General features: G+C 32.8%; 17 protein-coding genes, 1 tRNA gene and 2 pseudogenes. 10 read left to right on the forward strand and 10 right to left on the reverse strand.

Annotated elements, in window-relative coordinates:
• The first annotated feature begins 57 nt into the window (after positions 1-57).
• The 6 genes from QMG60_RS18530 to QMG60_RS18555 all read left to right on the forward strand — a co-directional run bounded on the left by QMG60_RS18530 (position 58) and on the right by QMG60_RS18555 (position 4,557).
• Positions 58-303 carry a hypothetical protein gene (locus QMG60_RS18530; RefSeq protein WP_057116260.1) on the forward strand — a complete coding sequence of 82 codons (246 nt, stop codon included), beginning with the start codon at positions 58-60 and terminating at the stop codon, positions 301-303.
• A gap of 380 nt (positions 304-683) precedes the next feature.
• Positions 684-1,124, forward strand: coding sequence for a KTSC domain-containing protein (locus QMG60_RS18535; RefSeq protein ID WP_057116261.1), 441 nt, complete (start codon positions 684-686; stop codon positions 1,122-1,124).
• A 261-nt stretch (positions 1,125-1,385) separates the two neighbouring features.
• Positions 1,386-2,147, forward strand: coding sequence for a DUF4369 domain-containing protein (locus QMG60_RS18540; protein WP_057116262.1), 762 nt, complete (start codon positions 1,386-1,388; stop codon positions 2,145-2,147).
• A gap of 45 nt (positions 2,148-2,192) precedes the next feature.
• The gene (locus QMG60_RS18545) at positions 2,193-2,552 is read left to right on the forward strand and encodes a TlpA disulfide reductase family protein (RefSeq protein WP_082586769.1); all 360 of its coding nucleotides are present in this window, start codon (positions 2,193-2,195) and stop codon (positions 2,550-2,552) included.
• Positions 2,553-3,015: 463 nt separating this feature from the next.
• Positions 3,016-3,096, forward strand: a tRNA-Tyr gene (locus tag QMG60_RS18550).
• 300 nt (positions 3,097-3,396) lie between these two features.
• Entirely contained in the window at positions 3,397-4,557 is a 1,161-nt protein-coding gene (locus QMG60_RS18555; RefSeq protein ID WP_281865986.1) for an IS3 family transposase, read from the forward strand.
• A 467-nt stretch (positions 4,558-5,024) separates the two neighbouring features.
• Here QMG60_RS18555 and QMG60_RS18560 read toward each other — a convergent pair whose 3' ends face one another.
• Complete coding sequence (locus QMG60_RS18560; RefSeq protein ID WP_281865987.1) at positions 5,025-5,405, reverse strand: hypothetical protein; 381 nt, start codon at positions 5,403-5,405, stop codon at positions 5,025-5,027.
• A gap of 6 nt (positions 5,406-5,411) precedes the next feature.
• Positions 5,412-6,200: a hypothetical protein gene (locus QMG60_RS18565; RefSeq protein WP_281865988.1), complete on the reverse strand. Its 789-nt coding sequence runs from the start codon at positions 6,198-6,200 to the stop codon at positions 5,412-5,414.
• An 882-nt stretch (positions 6,201-7,082) separates the two neighbouring features.
• Between QMG60_RS18565 and QMG60_RS18570 the strand changes: the two are divergent.
• Positions 7,083-7,238: pseudogene (locus QMG60_RS18570) on the forward strand (IS1 family transposase); the annotation flags it as partial.
• Between the two features lie 427 nt (positions 7,239-7,665).
• Here the strand turns inward: QMG60_RS18570 and QMG60_RS18575 are convergent.
• From QMG60_RS18575 to QMG60_RS18595, 5 genes are all read right to left on the reverse strand, one after another.
• Positions 7,666-8,277 (reverse strand): hypothetical protein, encoded by a 612-nt coding sequence (locus QMG60_RS18575; protein WP_281865989.1) that lies wholly within the window; start codon positions 8,275-8,277, stop codon positions 7,666-7,668.
• A 262-nt stretch (positions 8,278-8,539) separates the two neighbouring features.
• On the reverse strand, positions 8,540-8,716 hold the full coding sequence (locus tag QMG60_RS18580) for a hypothetical protein (protein ID WP_281865990.1): 177 nt from the start codon (positions 8,714-8,716) through the stop codon (positions 8,540-8,542).
• Positions 8,680-8,853: a hypothetical protein gene (locus tag QMG60_RS18585; RefSeq protein WP_281865991.1), complete on the reverse strand. Its 174-nt coding sequence runs from the start codon at positions 8,851-8,853 to the stop codon at positions 8,680-8,682. Before QMG60_RS18585 ends, QMG60_RS18580 begins: the two co-directional genes overlap by 37 nt.
• A gap of 614 nt (positions 8,854-9,467) precedes the next feature.
• Positions 9,468-9,878, reverse strand: a complete 411-nt coding sequence (locus tag QMG60_RS18590; protein ID WP_281865992.1) for a nuclear transport factor 2 family protein — start codon at positions 9,876-9,878, stop codon at positions 9,468-9,470.
• A gap of 221 nt (positions 9,879-10,099) precedes the next feature.
• Complete coding sequence (locus QMG60_RS18595; protein ID WP_281865993.1) at positions 10,100-10,480, reverse strand: helix-turn-helix domain-containing protein; 381 nt, start codon at positions 10,478-10,480, stop codon at positions 10,100-10,102.
• Positions 10,481-10,600: 120 nt separating this feature from the next.
• Here QMG60_RS18595 and QMG60_RS18600 point away from each other — a divergent pair, with 120 nt between their 5' ends.
• From QMG60_RS18600 to QMG60_RS18610, 3 genes are all read left to right on the forward strand, one after another.
• Positions 10,601-11,218 carry an NAD(P)H-dependent oxidoreductase gene (locus QMG60_RS18600; protein ID WP_281865994.1) on the forward strand — a complete coding sequence of 206 codons (618 nt, stop codon included), beginning with the start codon at positions 10,601-10,603 and terminating at the stop codon, positions 11,216-11,218.
• A gap of 44 nt (positions 11,219-11,262) precedes the next feature.
• On the forward strand, positions 11,263-11,634 hold the full coding sequence (locus QMG60_RS18605; protein ID WP_281865995.1) for a VOC family protein: 372 nt from the start codon (positions 11,263-11,265) through the stop codon (positions 11,632-11,634).
• Between the two features lie 382 nt (positions 11,635-12,016).
• Positions 12,017-12,373: a TolC family protein gene (locus tag QMG60_RS18610; protein ID WP_281865996.1), complete on the forward strand. Its 357-nt coding sequence runs from the start codon at positions 12,017-12,019 to the stop codon at positions 12,371-12,373.
• A 608-nt stretch (positions 12,374-12,981) separates the two neighbouring features.
• Here QMG60_RS18610 and QMG60_RS18615 read toward each other — a convergent pair.
• The 3 genes and pseudogenes from QMG60_RS18615 to QMG60_RS18625 all read right to left on the reverse strand — a co-directional run.
• A pseudogene (locus tag QMG60_RS18615) lies at positions 12,982-13,266 on the reverse strand (DDE-type integrase/transposase/recombinase); the annotation flags it as partial.
• A gap of 992 nt (positions 13,267-14,258) precedes the next feature.
• Positions 14,259-14,630: a carboxypeptidase-like regulatory domain-containing protein gene (locus tag QMG60_RS18620; protein WP_281865997.1), complete on the reverse strand. Its 372-nt coding sequence runs from the start codon at positions 14,628-14,630 to the stop codon at positions 14,259-14,261.
• Between the two features lie 60 nt (positions 14,631-14,690).
• A complete protein-coding gene (locus QMG60_RS18625) occupies positions 14,691-15,887 on the reverse strand; it encodes a hypothetical protein (protein WP_281865998.1) in 1,197 nt (398 codons plus the stop codon).
• Positions 15,888-16,374: the final 487 nt, after the last annotated feature.

Raw genomic sequence — 16,374 nt, forward strand, 5'->3', positions numbered from 1 at the left:
TCCCTAAAACAAACATTAATTGCTTACCTTTGCTTCGTAATTTCAAAATAAAAAAAGATGTCTAAAGATTCACAACAAAAAATGCCGCAAAAAGGAGTTTTTACAGGTATTATAGAAAAAGATGAAAACAATAATTATTTCTGCGGCGAATATCTTTTAGATTATAAAATGGTTCAATCTAACTTTAATGTCGGCGATTGGATCACTATAAAATCGATTATCGAAAACCCAAGTGATATCAGCTACAATAAATACCCAAAGAAATCAAGAAACTTCGATAAGGCTAATCATAAGCCGGAATAGTTCTTTTGTTTCAAGTTTCAGGTTTCAGGTTGGAACGTTTAATTTTTAACGCAGAGAACGCAAAGTTTTTTTTTTATCTAAAGGAACGTTTATAAACACAGAGTTCGCAAAGCTTTTTTTATACAAGGCATTGCGAACTTTGCTTTTGTAAATAATGTTTAAATAAAAATCTTAGCATTCTTTGCGTAATTTTTGATAAACTTTGTGTTTAAAAAAATCTTAGCTCCCTTTGCGGTTAAATAAACTTATAGTTACTTTTCTCAATATTTTGTACATCAAAACTAAAAAGTTAAAAAAAAGTGTACCTTTGCAAAAAATTTGTCGATTTGAACTAATTAATATCGATTTCAAACTAATAGACAAGTAGTTACCTTTTATTTATGAAAAAAATAGTTGAATACCGCAAGTTACTAAACGTAGAAAAAACTGCAGAGTTAAAAGAGTTAAAAACAATTTATCGTAATGCAATGAAAGAAGCGCATCCTGATAAATTTCAAGGAGATGACGCTGGTCTAAAAGCTGCTGAAGAAAAAAGTAAAACTATCATCGAAGCTTACCACTTTTTAGTAAGCATTCACCCTGATACTATTAAACTTAATTTACCTGAGTACACAGAAACAATTTCAACTTGTACAATTACAGATTATAAATTTGTTGAAGGTCGTTTAATCATTGACTTTTCTAACGGAAGCGTTTACGAATACATTAGTGTTCCTAAAGCAACTTACGTTAAAATGGTAAATGCTGATTCTCCTGGAAGATTTGCAAAAAGACATATCTTAAACTCTTTTACTTGGAGAAAGAAAACAAATCAAGAATAGTTTTTAAACACTATATTTACAAAAAAGCGCTCTATTAAACGAGCGCTTTTTTTATGTCAAAAAATTAAAAATTTGATTATTAAGATTTAAAATTAGTTTCTAGTTAAGAGTTTTAAATCAAATTAAGCCAACAAACACACTGATTCAATGGGTTTTAAGACTAAAAAAACTATAACAAAATTTTAGGTTACAAAATTCTGTATGTTTTATAATTTTAGATACTTTTGTTGCACAAATCAATTAACTAATTAATTTTTTATAATGAAAAAAATACTTTTTGTACTTACAGCTTCTGCAGCTATCATTTCTTGCAGCAAAGTTAAAGATGGAGAATACCTTATTACAGGTACAGCTACAGGGATTGAAAACGGGAAAACTATTATTTTACAAGGTGCAGATCCTGCTACAAGAATGCCAGTTTCTCTTGATACAGTAAAAGTTGAAAATGGAAAATTTGAAATAAAAGGAAAAGTAACTGAACCAGCTTTCCATACTTTGATTTTACAAGGAGCTAATGGTCCTATTCCATTGATTCTTGAATCAGGTGAAATTAAAGTTACAATTGATAAAGACAGTATCCAAAAATCTAAAGTTTCTGGAACTTACAATAATGATGAGTATGTATCTTTCATTGAAGATATTACAAAAACTCAAAAAAGCTTAATTGATTTTCAGAAAAAGAATAATCAAAAAATGCAGCAAGCACAGCAAGCTCAAGATACAGCAGTTATCAACAGCTTGATGAAACAATACATGGAAATCCAGAAAGAAGTTGGAGAAAACAGCAAAAAGAAATATTATACTTATGCTGAAACTCATCCAAAATCATATATCTCAGCTATTCTTATTCAAAATTTATTGAATGATCCAACAGCTGATACTAAAAAATTAGAAAGCCTTTACAATTCTTTAGATGAGTCTTTGAAAAAGACTACTCCTGGAAAAGAAATCAAAACTAGATTTGGCCAAGCAAAAATGCCATCTGTTGGAGCTACAGCTGCACCAGTGGGCAGTGCTAAATGAAGAGCAGATTTTTCGGCTCCTAATCCAGAAGGAAAAGTAGTTTCACTGAAACAAAGTTTAGGTAAAGTAACAATCGTAGATTTCTGGGCTTCATGGTGTGGACCATGCAGACAAGAAAATCCTAATGTTGTAGCAATGTATAAAAAATTGCACCCAAAAGGATTAAATATTGTTGGAGTGTCTTTAGATAAAGATGCTGCAAAATGGAAAGAAGCGATTGCAAAAGATGGCTTAACTTGGACACACGTTTCAAACCTAAAATTTTGGGACGAGCCAATTGCAAAACAATATAATGTTGAATCTATTCCTGCAACTTTTATTCTTGATGCCTCAGGAAAAGTGGTTGCTCAAGACTTAAGAGGTCCAGAATTGGAAGCAAAAATCGTAGAGCTTTTAGCTAAATAATAGCATTTTCAGAATAATAAAAAATCTCCCTCGTGGAGATTTTTTTATTTTATACTCAATATTGAAAACTCATTAAAAATAGCAACAGTTTTAATTAATCAGCCCTTAGAAAACGATCTGCATATTAAATATGTTTGTTTTTTTTTTAAGTCAACACTCATAAACAAAACAGAATTTTTGATCAACTTTACTCTTGATTTATGAGGAAAATCAGTAATTATAAATTTAAATCTATGCTGTAAAACATAAAAAAACGGCAATCACACATTAAGAATAATCCTATTTTATTGAATAAATAAAAAAAAAGTCCCAATTAAGCTTTTTTTATTTTATTCACTTCCAATGAATTAAAAAATAACTTTAAAATAACTTAAAATTAAGTGCTTTTTTTGTTTGCAAATGTAGAAAACGTTGCTATCTTTGCAACCGCTTAGAACAACAAAGCACAACAATACAAAGCTGAGGGGAGATACTCAAGCGGCCAACGAGGGCAGACTGTAAATCTGCTGTGTGAACTTCGCAGGTTCGAATCCTGCTCTCCCCACGAAAAGGCCGAAAAGCTGGAAAACTTAAAGTTTTCAATCTTTTTAAAAAGCCTTAAAAAATGTCTTAAAGCCAGTAAATCCGATGATTTACTGGCTTTTTTGCTTTATGGGCTGTTTTCAATATTTATAAATGCTCACAAAATTAAAGGTGCAGAATCGGTGCACTTTCCGGCTGGAGTTGATACCTTTTTTGCGACTAAAAGCTTAGGCAGTATCTATCGGATGTAGTAAAAAATGAAGATATATAGCCTAAAAATTTCTGACTGGCGGCTAACTTTATTCCCGCTAAATTAAACGGCATGAAAAATACTAGGAGAACCTTTACTTTAGGCTTTAAGATCCTGGCCGCTTCCATGAGCATTCACTGCGGAAGAGTCTGTGACGTGGCAAGAGCACTCAACATCAGTACAAGTACCCTTCACCACTGGAAGAAGCTTTACCAAGAAGGCAGATTTACCATAAAGAAAACTTCATCTGAAATATCCCATAAAAATGAGCTGCAGAAGCTTCGGAAACAGATAAAAGAATTAGAAATTGAAAGGGACATCCTAAAAAAAGGCTCAAAATATCTTCTCCAAGAGCGGCGGGTGAAATATGAATTCATCAGAGAAAATGCTGAAATATTTCCTGTCGAGAAGATGTGCCGGATTTTTCAGATCCACAAAAGCAGTTTCTTCCGATGGAGGAAAAGAACACCCACTGCAAAGTCAGTGCGGAAAGCCCATATAATAAAAGAAATTATAAGAATTTACCACTGGAGCCATTGCCGATACGGAAGCCCTAGAATTGCTAAAGAATTAGATTCCATCGGGATAAAAGTTTCCAGAAAATTTGTCGGGCAAATTATGAAGGAAAACCATCTGAGAAGCATTGCAAAATCTAAATATAAAAAGACTACAAACCCACCCCGTAATAACAGATCAGCAGAAAACAGATTAGAACAGATTTTTAAGGCATCCAGAAGAAACGAAATCTGGGTTTCTGATATCACCTACATCGAAACAGATGAAGGCTGGATCTATCTTACTGTGGTGATAGACCTTTTTGACCGTAAAGTGATCGGATGGTCAATCAGCGAAACAATGCGGGCAAAAGATACCAGCATTGCCTCTTTAGCAAAAGCTCTTCTAAATCGTCCCCTGCAGGACAATCAGGAATTACTCTTTCACTCAGACCAAGGAAAGCAATATGCCTGTCGTGAGTTTACTGCTTTATTAGTCACAAATAAAATAACCCAAAGCATGAGCCGAAAAGGAAACTGTTATGATAACGCAATAGCAGAAAGCTTCTTCAAGACATTAAAGGTAGAACTGATATACCAAAATAAATATAAGACTAAAGAGAAAGCAGAAAAATCAATAACCGATTATATCGAGAACTTTTACAACACCTGCAGAAGACATTCTGCACTCGGAAACTTAACCATCGAAGAGTTTCAGAATCAGCAGCCAATTAAATAATGGCTTTTCTTATGATACTAGGATTAAACTGGGTGTACAATCGATGCTTTTAGATTTAGCAAGAACTTATATTACTGTATTAAAACAATTTGAAGGATCGAGTTCGAAACATTACTGACAACAACAAAAACTCTGTAAAACTTTGAAGTTCAACTCTAGCTAGAAGACAGATTACCATACAAATCTAAAGATTCTTCTTTGTTAACTATTTACTATTGTTTTAACAAAGCACATTTCCTGTTGTTCGACAGAAGCCAAAAATTGATTTATTTCTCAATTGCCAAAATCGCTTTTAACAATTATCATATGTAAGTTGCATTATTTTCTTCTAATGTAAAGCCCGCAATTTGGATAAGTGTTTACATACAATTTTCAAGCCTTTTAAAGATTATTTTAAAATAATTGAACTTAGACCAATTAACTGGATTAGGCCTGCGGCAATTAATCTTCGGGCAGTCTTTCATGATTTACTTTGTCATCAGTAAAAGTTGCAATTTAAAATTCTCTAATTTAATTAAATAGTAAACTGCAAACAATAAAATCCAGGCGATAAATATTAATAATAAACTGGTAAAGTCTTGATTTATAAATTTTGCATATTGACAAAAAAAGCCAAAAAATAAAAGCAAAATAAAATTATATAGAATTGCATTTTTTAAGCTTATTTTAAAGCAACCAGTTAAAAAATTCCAATTTGTAAGCTGGTCAGAAATTATAGTTTTTTTTGGATTTGAAAAGTCTATTATAACCTCCTGAGATAAATCGAGAGCAACAACGATTTTTTCACTTTTGAGATCGTATTTATAATTATTTTCTTCTAAAATTGTAATGATCTTATTTAGTTCCATCTTTATTTATTCTAGTATTATAGGTCTTGGACTGTTGGGATTATCTTCTGCCGGAAGCTCATCTGTAGGCACCTGCAATGGAGGCAAAGCTTCGTTAACAAATAAAGAGCTGATACCACCCGCAATTATGGCTCCAGGTCCACTGTAAGCAAACATTAATGCTCCTAAAGTGTCAGCAACAATTACCTTAGATCCAGGTTTTGCAGATTTTCCTTTAGTAGAATATTTAGAGTTCCAATACTCATTTGAGCTTTTCAGAACACTTTCAAATAAAATTATTTGATTTTCTTCTTCTGGAGTTAGTTGATTTTTGCTTTTAAAATCTTCAATTTTTACTGCATACTGAGTATATTTCATGTCAGTTTTTAATATTTCATCAACTAAACTGCCGACTTTTCTTGATATTTTATTCGAAATAAACAAGGCTTCTTTTTTTGAATTCCAAAATGTAACAATGTCAAAATTTTCCGAATCTACATCTTTAAAAGCCAGTTTAATATCTTCGATTTTTACATTTTCAAATTCCTTGGGATATTTCTCTTTAAGGTCTTCAGTCATTTCTGTGATTACTAAATCCGATTTTTTGTTTTCCACACCATTTTTACTTTTGCTATATAATGTATGGTTTTTATAATATAATGCCAAAGCTTCATTATGATAAAAACCATAGTCCGTTAACGGAATTGAAATTTTTGAATTTGAAGTTTGTTTTTTAACAGATGCATCATTTGTGCAACTTACATAAGCAATACTTACTGAAGTCAACACTACAAGCGGTAATAATAATTTTTTCATTTTTTTAAATTTAATAAAATTAAATGGCAATATATGTGAGTTGATTGGGAATCAAGTTGGGAGATATTTATAAAGCAAAGATTATCATGATTGTAAGAATATTGCTGCTCCGTTATAAATTATTTTTTCATAAATCTTGCTAACAAGCTATTTTTTCTGAACACAATTATTAAAATGTAATGACTATTGCTCCATATCATGGTTATTTAAAAAAGAGTTACATTTTTTTCAAACTATTTTGTACATCTTTTCCAAGAAAATAATATTGTATTGTAAATGTAGTTTCTCTTTTAGAGCGTTCAAATTAAAAAGTAGTTTACGGGCAATTTTAGGTTTTAACGTTTTGTTTCAATGATTAACGTAAAAAAAAATCTTTATTGCTTTAGGAGATAGGTGTTTTTTTTTTATGCCTATATAGTTAGATTGGACAATGTATCAGATGTGTTTGCGGTTAATTATGCTACCTAGCATTTGCAGATAATCAATTATTTATGGTAATGTAGCAAAGAATTCAACACAGCCTTCGGGCTGTTTTTTTATTTTATAATGTCTTAAAATCGTTAAAAATAGGCTTAAACCCGACTAAATCTTACAGATGTGTCGGTGAAATTAAAAACATGATAAAAAATGGGAAAACCCAGTCAGGCATCAAAGATATACTTATAAGCTGTGCGTGAAAACAATAGTTGAAAATATAATTATCAGTAAAGGAAAACCTATGAAATTGATCAGCTGTGCACCTATATCATGCATAAGAGGAATTAGATCTATCCAGTTTATGCTTTGGACAAGAATTCTAAAAATGTTGTGTTTTAATGTCGGCAACGAACCAATAAAACACTAAGCCGTGTTTTTGAAACTTTAAATTATCAGAAAGCAAAAAAGATATTTACAGACAGATTGAAAAACTATAGATATTTGATGGATGAGAAATTACCTTCCGTAAAACGTTTTGGCACTAGTCATATTGAAAGGAAAAATTTGACTTTGGGAAAGCATCCCAAAAGATTAAACAGGAGGACGATATGTTTTAGTTGAAGTTTGATAATCTTAATTTGTATTTTAAAATTTTTTTTGGCTTTGAACGAAAAAGCTTCTGATATCTCTGAATCTTCCTTAGTAGCGGGAACAGAACTATAACCCGCATCTGGCAAATCTCATTAAATCATAAGAAATCCAATAACGACTAAATAATTATCCCATTCAAATAAACAACCACGTCATAGGGCTCCACTCTCTCCGGCCAAAATCATATTAAAAGATTTAAAACAAAAGAAAAAAAATAAATGAAAACTAACTAACTTTATTCGGCTGCATCGGGTTTGAGACTAAATTAAGCGCATTCTTCGGATCTGCCGCCCGGGCGAAGCGAACAAACGAAGCAGATCATCCCAAATACAAAGTCATTTTTCTATTAAGCCTTTTGCCCAAATCCGCTGCAGCAGCTGTTAGTGGCTTTTATTTTTTAAAAACCATAAGCTTCAAATCTATATTTATATTTCTTTTTTTCGATAATCCATATGATGTCATAACCACCAGCTCCGTCACTATTTGATGATGTAATGTGTAAAACATCATTTAAATCGTCGTAATTTGCTTTTGAATTATACAGACTCGGTTCGTATAAATTTTTTAAAGCAATATTCGGCAATTCTATTTTTACATTATCTATTTCAATTTTGATCGACTTATACTCCTTTTTTGGAATTCCTCCATCATTTCCAAATATTTGTAAATTATCAATTTTCAATAATATGGATTTATCATTTTTGAGAAATTTTAAATTGTGCTTTTCTCTGCTAAATTCAGTTTCACTAATTTCAATTTTTACTTTTTCATTTTCCAATTCTGCTTTTACATTAGGATTTGCATTCAATGGAATATTTGTAAAATCGTTTATATACTTAATTCTGTCTTTGTAAATATATCCGTTTAATTGTTTTCCGTCCTTTTTGTAGTCAATATTAACCCAATTCCCTTTAGGTTCAAAATAATAAACTATAAAACCATTTTCCAATTTATCAGAAATATTGTTTCCTTTTTCGGCTGAACTTCTAACATTTACAAATCCATCCAAATCATTTATTATTCCAAATTGCGAGAAGCAAAAATTGAAATTAAAAATTAAAAAAAGTAGATTATTCTTTTCATTTTCGACGGTTTTCGTGTAAAATAGCCACTAACGGCCTGGAACTGCAGCAGGTATGGACTAAATCAAGCCCATTCTTCGGATTTGCCACCCGAGCGATAGCGAACAGACGAAGTAAATCATTACAGATACAAAATCATTTTTCATTAAGATAATTGCTCAAATACGTTGTAATAGCTTTTACCACAGTTTATTTATGAATGATGAATTTCTTTTCTTCTTCTAATAATTCTACCATTTTTTTCAGTTTTTTACTCCAATCTAAAATAATTAAATCTTTGTTGTGAGCGAAATTAATATTTCTGCTGGGGTGATTTTCGTAGGTTGTATCTATTTCCCAACCATTTGTTTTCCATTTGTTTTCCATTTCTCAATTTCTTCTTTTGTAAGCTTAGAATTGTCAATTTTTTCATTATCGAATTCCCGTGTATCAAAATAATCATATTTGTATTGGTAAATTTTATCTTCAATATAAATTTCAAAATATTGAATACATGTGTGCATAGATATGATTCTGTTAGAAATTCCTTTTTTTATTTCTAACGAATCTTTTTGATATTGACAAGGCAAAACTTTTTCCTCTTCAATTTTGTTTTTGTTAAGCTTGAAAAAAGAAAAGAATAATGTATCTTTTATTTTAATCGGTTTAAATATTTTGAGTGAATTCTCTTCATATTCTGAGTTTTTGAATTTCTGCAAGTATGTTACATTACCATTCTTCCAAAATAGGAAGACAGTTGAATAACTGCATAGTTAGTGCACGTTAAATTTGTAAAACCAATTTCCGTAATTCCGCTTTTTTTTAGACTAGCAATTTCAATTTTTACGATGGAATCAGTCTTTGATCTAAAGTTTTGCGCATAAATCTGATTTAGTAACATTAATGTGACTATTAGATAAAAGTTTCTATTGATTTCAGGTTTTCTAAAATTGGCGGTAATGTTCTGGCACTACCAGCGGGTTTGGGACTAAATTAAGGCCATTCTTCGGATTTGCCACTCGAGCGAAGCGAACAGACGAAGTAAATTAGCCCAGATACAAAACCAGCTTTTCTCCCGATACTTCGGGAAAGCCAAATCTCCAAAATTGCTTGTAGCATGTGTCAGCGGTTGTTTCCTTTAATTAAAGGGTTCGAAGCAATCATAATTTCTCTGTCTATAGATTTTATCATCTTTAAACTCAAAAAATTGAGCAAAATGCGCAACCATTTCTCCTCCAATAGGAATATTTCCAATACCAACGGATAAAGTGCCTTTCCATATTGCTTCAAGAATTACCACATTTTCAAAAGAAAAAAGATTCTGAATCTCATATTCTTCTTTCAATAATATTTTTCGTCCTCTTTCTGAGCCTTCTTTCAATTCTTCTAAATTTCTATAGACAGTGTTTTTTACAATAGCATTTGGGAATTCTATTTGTTCAATTTCAGAATGATAAAACTTTTCAAGCTCATCTGATGATTGTCTTTCTTGAACCATCTTAAGAAATTCAATCACAATTTTTTGATTATCTGACAAATTGGTTTTCATAAAATTTATAGTTTGAATGGTTGTAATCTTTCACGCGAAATAACCGCTAGCGTTATTGCACTATAGCGGGTTTGGCACTAAATTAAGCCCTCTTTTAGGATTTGCCAAATTGTCCCAAATGCAAAACCATCTTTTCCTTAAACTCAATGCCCAAATCCTTTGTAGCGGCTGTTAACAGCGGTTTATTTATCTATAATTAAAGAGTACTAAGTTTTAGTCCACTACTCCTTTAGCTTTTTCATTCTGTATTTAATTCCCCACTCTCCCATTGATTGCATAATGGGGCTTAAAGTCATTCCAAATTCCGTTAATGTATATTCCACTTTTGGGGGGATTTCTGCATAAATTTTTCTATTAATTATACCATCCTGCTCAAGTTCCCTAAGCTGTGATGTGAGCATAGATTGGGTTATGCCTATGATTGATTTTTTTAATTCTCCAAATCTGGCAGGAGAAGTGTGATAAATAGCATTGATCAGAATCGGTTTCCATTTTCCACCTAAAACTTGCATTGTTGCAGTGACTGGACAGGATCTTTCATCAAAAACCCTTTTTTTTTCTTTAATAACTTCTTGATTATCAATATTAGTATTATTTTTCATACTTACACATTTTAAATGTCCTACTTGTATTATTTATTTTAACTCTGCATATTTGCGATACAAAAATAAATAAAACTAACCAATAATAGAAAATCACTCACTTTTTTAATTCTCTTGATTATGACTAACAACTCTCACACCCGCCCCCTTGATATTCTTCGAATCGACAGCAGCTCGCGTTATGTCGATTCCGTGTCCCGGCACCTGACCGACCACTTTGTGGCTCGTCTGTTGCGGGAATATCCCCAGGCTAACCTCACGACAAGAGATTTAGCGGCAGGCCTACCCATACCAACCGAGGCGTTCGTTGATGGGAGCCTGTACTCTATGCAAAACCCAACCCCGGCCATGCAGGCCGCCATGCAGCTTTCCAACGAAATGGTGGCCGAACTCCTCGCTGCCGACCTGGTGGTACTCGGAATGCCGATCTACAACTGGACCGTTCCCTCTACCTTTAAGGCGTATATTGACCATGTCAACCGTCTGGGCGTGACCTTTGAATATCTCGATGGCGTTTCTCATGGCTTACTCCGCGCCCGAAGCATTTACATCATCTTTACCAGCGGGGGTACCGGCTTAGGCAGCGAGAAGGATTTCGCTACTCCATACGTGAAGTATTTGTGGCAGACGCTGGGTATTGAGCACGTGCAGTTTATTGATGCTTCCGGGCTTTTGTTTAACGCTGAGGAGAATACTCGCAAAGCAGAGGACCAGATTGATCAGCTGGTGCTGCGCTAAGTCCTTAACAACTAAAAAACAAAAACAAATAAACTTTAATAAACATGGTAAATACTTTAAATTGGTTTGAAATACCCGCTACAGATTTCGAAAGGGCAAAGACTTTTTATTCCAAAGTTTTAGATGCTCAAATTACTCAAGACCCTAATACTGATATGCAATATGCATATTTACCCTCTGATCCACAAAAAGGCGCATTCGGCGGAGCAATTGCCCGTGGTGAAAACTTTGTTCCAGCGGTGACCGGCACAACGGTTTACTTAGATGGCGGACATGACCTTTCGGTTCCATTATGCAGAGTAGAAAGTGCCGGCGGAAGAGTTATTCTGCCCAAAACCTCTATTGGTGACAACGGCTTTATTGCCCTTTTTATCGACACAGAAGGAAACAAGGTAGGGTTCCATTCAATGGGTTAATACATTGTTCTCCGTATCTTTGTAAAATAGCTGATAGAAGTGTGATGATTGCTATTTCTATCAGCTTTACCCTATTCCATGGACAAAGACATGAGTAACATCGACAAAACAGCATCGACATACAGAACTCCGGCACCTAACACAGCGGTTTTGGGGATGGTCTGGAGTTTAATGTCCAAAATGGTATTTTACACATGGTAACCTGTCTGGAATTGGCCATTTCTAGCGAAAACATAATTCACTTTTCTGCTATTCCCTAGTTAAATTTTACGGCTGTTTCTCATGCTAGAAATTTTGCGTTTGCAGATAGATTCAAACCATATTAAATACAGGAGGAATAAACAATAACGAAGCCATCATTACACCACATCCTAAACTTAAAATGCTGGAAACAAAAATTGAGATGCTGGATATTGAAAGAAAGCTTAAGGCTAGTTATTTACTCCCAAAAATTGATTTAGGCTATTATTATCTTTCAGAGCCGTCCTATTTTGATAATTTTCGTAGAGAAGATTACAAGATAGGGCTTAACTTCACCTTACCTATTTTTTTAAGAAAAGAAAGAGGAGCCTTAAACTTAACTAAACTAAAACTACAGGATACAAAGTTTGAACTGCAACAGGAACAGTTACAGATTAAAAATAAAATTGATGCACAACTTACTGAAATTGCATCGCTTAAAATACAGTTAAACCTTTTGGAAAGCCTTGTAAAAGATTACCAGACAATACTGGGCTGATGACCGCCTTTTTTCATTTGGAGAAAGTTCAATCTTTATTATTAATTCCCGTGAAACCAATCTTATAGCTGCAAGAATACAGCAAATTAATATGGAGAACAGTTTATTAATGAGTAATGCCAGTCTTTTTAAAATTATGGCCAGATATTAAATCTGAATCTCTCTAAATGGATCATCCGCATAGTAAAACAGATGGTCAGTGACAAAATTATATTACAACTTTAATATGGGCATAACTTTCCAAAGCTTACTGGTAAGCGATTAATATTCAACAAAAACTATTAAAACTTCTGTCATCTATTTTTATACTCTATACTTTTGATCATGCATAATATTCTTCCTGATGAAGGGTCAGGACGGAATCCACTTTGATCACCAAAATAGCTTCAGATGTCTTAACCATTTTTGAGGATAATAATTATCACAGCCTCCATCATAAATTTGTCCACCCTGAGAATTTTAAATGTAATTTATTAAATATTATTCTATAGATAGTAATATGTTTTTTGTCGCATCTTTCAGAAACAAATATAAGAATTTAAGTAATTTAAAATTTAGCCCGCCAATTTACAGAATGATTTAAAAATAGATATCCCTGGTTTGACCATCTGATTCTTTCTCAGCATATGCACAACTTCAATTCCGCTCAATGTTCGCTTAGCCGATTCAAAACTTTTAAAACCTAGTCCATTTCGGATGCGCCATTTTATAAAACGATGGTCCTGCTCTACAATATTGTTGAGATATTTACACTGCCGGATTTTAATCTTTGAGAACGAACGTTTGTTATAGACTTTGATCGCTGCGGTATTAAAACCGCTTATATCGATGTTTATTACTCTGGGACTACAGTTAGTACTAATTGCTTTAATTAGAAATGATTGGGCATTCATTCTCTGCCTTCTTTTAGTTAATAAGAGATTCAAGCAATTTTGTGTTCATTATCAATCAGTTGTTGGATGTGATAAAAAATTGGAGAATTAGAAAGGAGAATATAATCTTAAATTACTTCTCAATTCCTTTTAACATTCCTTAAAGGCTTTCAAAATTTTTTCTGTTAGTTCGGTCTTAAAAATTTGTAAGTTTGCCTTTCAATTAATTACGAATTACAACATTATTTAAACAGATAATCTGCTCCGGAACTTTTCAAAATGCATAAAAGTGCACAAAAAGTTCATGGCAGAATCGTGGCAAAATAACGAGAAATTATTAGGGAATGCAGTATAAAAGCGGGATTCAACATTTTTGTTCGAATCCCTTTTTCTCCGCGAAGGCCCGAAAACAAAGGAAAAACAAGATTTTCAAAGTTTTAAAAAATGGCCAAAAAAAGTGATAAACCCTGCAAATCCAACGATTTGCAGGTTTTTTTCATTTATACCGCTTTTCAATATTTATAAAATCGAACAAAATCTTTGTTGCAGAATCGTGGCGCATGAAGTTTGTTAAAAATAGAAAACCAGCAAAACCAAGCCCTATCAAGTTTAGGTTCGAAACTTTTAGAGAAGGATTTTTGGCATAATAAAATATTCAAATGGATCAACTAGGTTCTGGGTGCAGAATCGTTGCACCTAGATTTAAGACAAATCTTAAAATACTATAAAACAGCAACTTGAAAAATTAAGTTCAAATCATTACTAACATCAACTCTGTAAAATTTTGAAGTTCAACTCTATCTAGAAGACAGATTTCCATACAAATCTAAAGATCCTGCTTTGATTACTATTTAGTATTGTTATAACAAAGCACATTCCCTGCTGTTCAACAGAAGCTATAAATTGATTTATTTCTATCGCATTCAATCTGGAATTCTAACGGTTTTAAAAAAAGCTTTTAAAAATAAAGAATAATTGGATTTCATTTGACAAAACTGAAGCCTAATAGATTCCTATTGTTTGATAAGTTTTACGTTAAGCATTTTTTCTGATAATTTTGATTTTTTACTTTTAAACCCTGTTAATGAGAATTCCAGATTATCTTTAACAGATGCAGCGATAATGAACTCGCCGTTAGCATCTGTAAAAACTTTTCTCGCCCTTTCTATAAGCAATACTGTAACGTTTTTTAAGGGTTCTCCGTATTTGTCTGTAACACGTCCTTTAATGATAATTACTGTCGAAGCTTGTTCTGGCTGAAAAAAAAACTCAAGCTGCGAATGGCTTTCTGCAAAAGCTATCGAAAAAAAATTGAAGGTTATCAATGTCAGTATTGATATATGTTTTGTTTTATTGCCGAAGAATTTAAGGATAGGATTTTTCATTTTTAAAATTAGGATTTTTATGAGTTCGCTGGATTCATTTTAACAGTTTAACATAGGGCATCACCACTTTCCTTCTCCTTTATATTTAACCAAAAATGGGTTTAATGGTTTTATTTTGAAAACGGGCTTGTTATAACTTTTTTGGAGGTATTTACTTTTATTGTAAGTCTTAAGAACATCAGGATCTAAAAATGGAAGATCTTCAATATAGATTAGATATTTATATAAATTCTGCACCATAGTTTGCAAACCTCCCCCGTCTGCCCTATTAACCAAATTACTAGTATGTTGATAGCCGCTATGGTGGCCATATTCATGCGTCCATACTGACATATCACCAATCCAGTGCCCTACTACATAATAAGACTCCCAATGAGAAGCCAGCGGACCGCCTCCCCAAGCATTTTCACCACCTACCATTGCCATATAGAGCTTCCTCCCATCAATATAGTTTGCATAAATATCTTCCATTTGGGCCTCGGTAAAATAATCATATACGCCATTAATATCTTCAGCATTTCCATGCCAGTTTAGAGCCCCCTCCAACGGCAGTCCTTCAATGTCCATCTGCTCCTTTTTATATCGGTCAAAATTCATAAATGTATCATAATACAATGGATGGCTTAAAACATATGAAAAATTTATGATCATTGTTATAGCCTCCTTTGCCAGAACTGGATTCATAGGCAGATACGAATTCGGATTTGGATCACTCAAATGATACTTGTCACTGAACGCGACCAGCCGTGAAGATTTTATTCTTTTAAACTTTTGAAATAAAGGATCATCTGATTGCAATGAAAATGTGATGTCATCTGAAGAAATACCTTCTATTCTCTCAATTGTAACGGTTCCTCCGGATTCCAACTCATATTGATTCCCCTTATCCGTCAAGGGAATCTTATGAAAAGAACGGTGGAAAGCTGGAATTTTAGAAAAATTATAAATTAGGAATCTTTTGTCATAATTGCGCAGTTTTGCATAAACTTTTACATTAGACAGCCCAACAGGTGAATAAAGTGATATTTGTACAGAATCTTTTCCTTTCAGTATGATCTGCAATGGCTCATTCACTCGGAACCAGCGATCATTATTATCATACATTTTTGACGGGCTTTCATCATCTTCAAACATTGTCATAGGTCTATTATCTTTGGGCAGATCTGACGCATCTATTTGTGCAAGAATATAATCATCCTGCTTTGAATCATTATCGCTGCAGCCTAAAATCAAAGTTGCAAAGATCACACAAATCATAAAACAAAAAATATTTTTTCTCATAGCATATTATTTTTTATTCAGGTTAAAATTTAAGCTACAAAATGCAGTTTTAAATTCTCTATTATATAATTATTCACAGGCAAATCTGCATCTTAAATTACCATCCAAATATTGAAATTAATCGCATATACTGCTATCAAAAAGTAGTTAACGGTAGTTATTTGCCGATTAATAAACAAATATGCCGATTAACGGGATCCAATTCTTTGACAGCACTGGAAGATTTTCATGACTGAGAATTTCAGACTCATTATAAAAAAAGATTGCTTCCATTTTAAAATAGAGGCACTGCTCTTAAAAAGAGGCCAATATCAAAACTGGTTTTAAAATAAATGTTATACAGCTTTTACATAAGTCGGAAAAAAGATGATGCATTAGCTCCTATAAATGAACCCTTCCTGACTCTTATGTTTTTTTTAATGGAGGAATAATGAATTTAAACCATTAGGCTCAGAGATTAGAG

The organism is Flavobacterium sp. GSB-24 (assembly GCF_027924665.1).
Taxonomy (GTDB): domain Bacteria; phylum Bacteroidota; class Bacteroidia; order Flavobacteriales; family Flavobacteriaceae; genus Flavobacterium.

Excerpts from the sequence above, each read along its gene's own strand:
- QMG60_RS18585 (WP_281865991.1), bottom strand. The coding sequence starts at position 8,853 with ATGCACACATGTATTCAATATTTTGAAATTTATATTGAAGATAAAATT.
- QMG60_RS18620 (WP_281865997.1), bottom strand. The coding sequence starts at position 14,630 with ATGAAAAATCCTATCCTTAAATTCTTCGGCAATAAAACAAAACATATA.
- QMG60_RS18540 (WP_057116262.1), top strand. The coding sequence starts at position 1,386 with ATGAAAAAAATACTTTTTGTACTTACAGCTTCTGCAGCTATCATTTCT.
- QMG60_RS18600 (WP_281865994.1), top strand. The coding sequence starts at position 10,601 with ATGACTAACAACTCTCACACCCGCCCCCTTGATATTCTTCGAATCGAC.
- QMG60_RS18580 (WP_281865990.1), bottom strand. The coding sequence starts at position 8,716 with ATGGAAAACAAATGGAAAACAAATGGTTGGGAAATAGATACAACCTAC.
- QMG60_RS18555 (WP_281865986.1), top strand. The coding sequence starts at position 3,397 with ATGAAAAATACTAGGAGAACCTTTACTTTAGGCTTTAAGATCCTGGCC.
- QMG60_RS18565 (WP_281865988.1), bottom strand. The coding sequence starts at position 6,200 with ATGAAAAAATTATTATTACCGCTTGTAGTGTTGACTTCAGTAAGTATT.
- QMG60_RS18605 (WP_281865995.1), top strand. The coding sequence starts at position 11,263 with ATGGTAAATACTTTAAATTGGTTTGAAATACCCGCTACAGATTTCGAA.
- QMG60_RS18610 (WP_281865996.1), top strand. The coding sequence starts at position 12,017 with ATGCTGGAAACAAAAATTGAGATGCTGGATATTGAAAGAAAGCTTAAG.
- QMG60_RS18590 (WP_281865992.1), bottom strand. The coding sequence starts at position 9,878 with ATGAAAACCAATTTGTCAGATAATCAAAAAATTGTGATTGAATTTCTT.
- QMG60_RS18530 (WP_057116260.1), top strand. The coding sequence starts at position 58 with ATGTCTAAAGATTCACAACAAAAAATGCCGCAAAAAGGAGTTTTTACA.
- QMG60_RS18595 (WP_281865993.1), bottom strand. The coding sequence starts at position 10,480 with ATGAAAAATAATACTAATATTGATAATCAAGAAGTTATTAAAGAAAAA.
- QMG60_RS18625 (WP_281865998.1), bottom strand. The coding sequence starts at position 15,887 with ATGATTTGTGTGATCTTTGCAACTTTGATTTTAGGCTGCAGCGATAAT.
- QMG60_RS18535 (WP_057116261.1), top strand. The coding sequence starts at position 684 with ATGAAAAAAATAGTTGAATACCGCAAGTTACTAAACGTAGAAAAAACT.
- QMG60_RS18560 (WP_281865987.1), bottom strand. The coding sequence starts at position 5,405 with ATGGAACTAAATAAGATCATTACAATTTTAGAAGAAAATAATTATAAA.